We start from the raw sequence: 1,980 nt of genomic DNA, 5'->3' as shown, positions 1-1,980 counted from the left end.
GTCATGATCGATGTGACGCACAGCGCCGATGACTTCGCCGGAGGTGAGCAGAAATCGCTGTTCCAGTGCCGCGAGTGCAGACGCGTCATAGCGAAAATGCGGCCAATCAGGCTGTGTCCAGTTCCAGAGCATGAGCGATAAGATCCGTTTCTATCACTCTCATTATCATATACTTATGAGCAATAGAAGTCATCCCTGTTACTCATCGCCCCAATTGTGGAGAAGATGTTTCGGGTCCACTTTGCGCCCTCATTCCAGATATTACCGTACAATTCACACGCATCCCAAAACGGTCGTTCCGCTTTTTTGCCGCTAGCGACCATGTTGGTTGGAAAACAGACCGGCAGGGAACGGCTCGCTATACGGAATAGCCGCCGTTCGTGCTTCGACCTGCTTTGCTAACGGATCAGACCTGAGCCATGCCGCCGTCCGCGAAGACCTCGCTTCCGGTCATCACGGCGCTATCGTCTGATGCAAGGAAAAGACCGACTGCAGCGATGTCGTCGGGATCGGCGATCCGCCCCAAAGGGGTCTGGGCGATCAACTGCTCATAGATCGCGTCTTCCCCGCCGGCCACCGCAACGCCGTGCAGACCCGGAGTCGCTGTGGCCCCAGGCGACAGGACGTTCACGCGAACGCCCGTGCCTTTTAGGTCCAACGCCCAGCTACGCGCCAAATTGCGGATCGCCGCTTTCGTTGCGCTGTAGATGCTGAAGGCCGGCGTTCCCATCGTTCCGGTGGTCGAGCCGGTGAGGATGATGGACGTCCCGTCGCCCATGAGCGGCAGGGCCTTCTGCACGGTGAAAACAACGCCCTTAACGTTCACGCCGAACGCCCGATCAAAGGATGCTTCCGTAATTTGTCCTAGCGGCTCCAGCTCGCCCCCGCCCGCGTTGGCGAACAGCACGTCAATGCGCCCGTGTTGGGCGCGCACCGTCCCAAAAAGGCGGTCCAGATCCTCAAGCCGAGACACGTCACCCTGCACGGCCGTCACGTCGGAACCGATCTCGGCGACCGCTTTGTCGAGCTCCTCCTGCCGACGACCCGTGATATAGACGTGGGCGCCTTCGGCCACGAACCGCTTGGCAGCAGCGAGGCCGATGCCGCTATTGGCGCCGGTGATGACAGCGATCTTTCCTTCTAGTTTGCCCATGACAACCTCGTTCTCCTTCATTGTGGAGAGGTTGAACTAGGGGTACACCGCCTGTTATTCCAGTATGCACCATTTGATAAGTACCAAAATTTGATGGAGCGCGTGCAATGACAAGTCCCTTCACCTGCGGTTTGGATGCGGTCCTGTTTGTGATGGGCGGCAAGTGGAAACCGCTGATCCTCTATCACCTCATGCACGGCGCATTGCGCTACGGCCAACTGCGCCGCGCGGTCGGGAAGGTCAGCGACAAGGTGTTGATCCAGCAGCTCAAGGAGTTGCAGGCGGACGGGATCATCGACCGTCTCGACTTTGGTGAGATCCCGCCCAAGGTCGAGTATTCGCTCACCAGCTTCGGCCGCAGCCTCGCACAAGCCCTCGTCCAGCTTTGCGAATGGGGAACCCGCCATACGGACGAATTGACGTCGATCGTCAAGCGGCGTATCGATCCGTCATTGCCTTCGACAACTTCCGGGGCCGCAGCGCCACCTCTTGATCGGCAGTGATGGGGCGTAAGGCGAACGGCGGCTTGCTCGTCCATCGGCCAGGACCGGATAGGTAGTAAACTGTCCCAGCGAACTCCATCAGTTTTCAGTGGCAATCAACAAACTGTACTTTTAGATCGCCTGACACACCATTGCGAAATCGTAGAGACAGGCAACGATTCATGGCGCTTTAAAAACCGCTCTCAAAGCTAAAGCCGAAAGAGAGGTGGCTTCTCTATTCGGCGAGCTAAAGTCAAGCGCTTCGATATTTCACAATCTCCGCATTTCATGGTCTTTCGCAGGTTCTTGCTTCTCTCCGGAATCGGCGCTTTGGCCCTTCCACTA

The 1,980-nt window shown here is 57.5% G+C and carries 3 protein-coding genes and 1 pseudogene; 2 read left to right on the top strand and 2 right to left on the bottom strand.

Annotated elements, in window-relative coordinates; all coding sequences use genetic code 11:
• Positions 1–132, bottom strand: a 132-nt coding sequence (locus tag F9K91_RS25405; RefSeq protein WP_151679060.1) for a DUF4172 domain-containing protein, incomplete at its 3' end; no start/stop codon positions are given.
• A gap of 274 nt (positions 133–406) precedes the next feature.
• Entirely contained in the window at positions 407–1,153 is a 747-nt protein-coding gene (locus tag F9K91_RS25400; RefSeq protein ID WP_151679059.1) for an SDR family NAD(P)-dependent oxidoreductase, read from the bottom strand.
• Positions 1,154–1,260: 107 nt separating this feature from the next.
• Here F9K91_RS25400 and F9K91_RS25395 point away from each other — a divergent pair, with 107 nt between their 5' ends.
• Together F9K91_RS25395 and F9K91_RS25390 are read left to right on the top strand one after the other, a co-directional pair.
• A complete protein-coding gene (locus F9K91_RS25395) occupies positions 1,261–1,656 on the top strand; it encodes a winged helix-turn-helix transcriptional regulator (RefSeq protein WP_151679058.1) in 396 nt (131 codons plus the stop codon).
• A gap of 75 nt (positions 1,657–1,731) precedes the next feature.
• Positions 1,732–1,848, top strand: a pseudogene (locus tag F9K91_RS25390) (ATP-binding protein); the annotation flags it as partial.
• Positions 1,849–1,980: the final 132 nt, after the last annotated feature.

This window comes from Brucella tritici (genome assembly GCF_008932295.1).
In the GTDB taxonomy this organism is placed as follows: Bacteria; Pseudomonadota; Alphaproteobacteria; order Rhizobiales; family Rhizobiaceae; genus Brucella; species Brucella tritici.
Note: the sequence above shows the minus strand (reverse complement) of the source record. Positions and strands in the feature narration are given on the sequence as shown.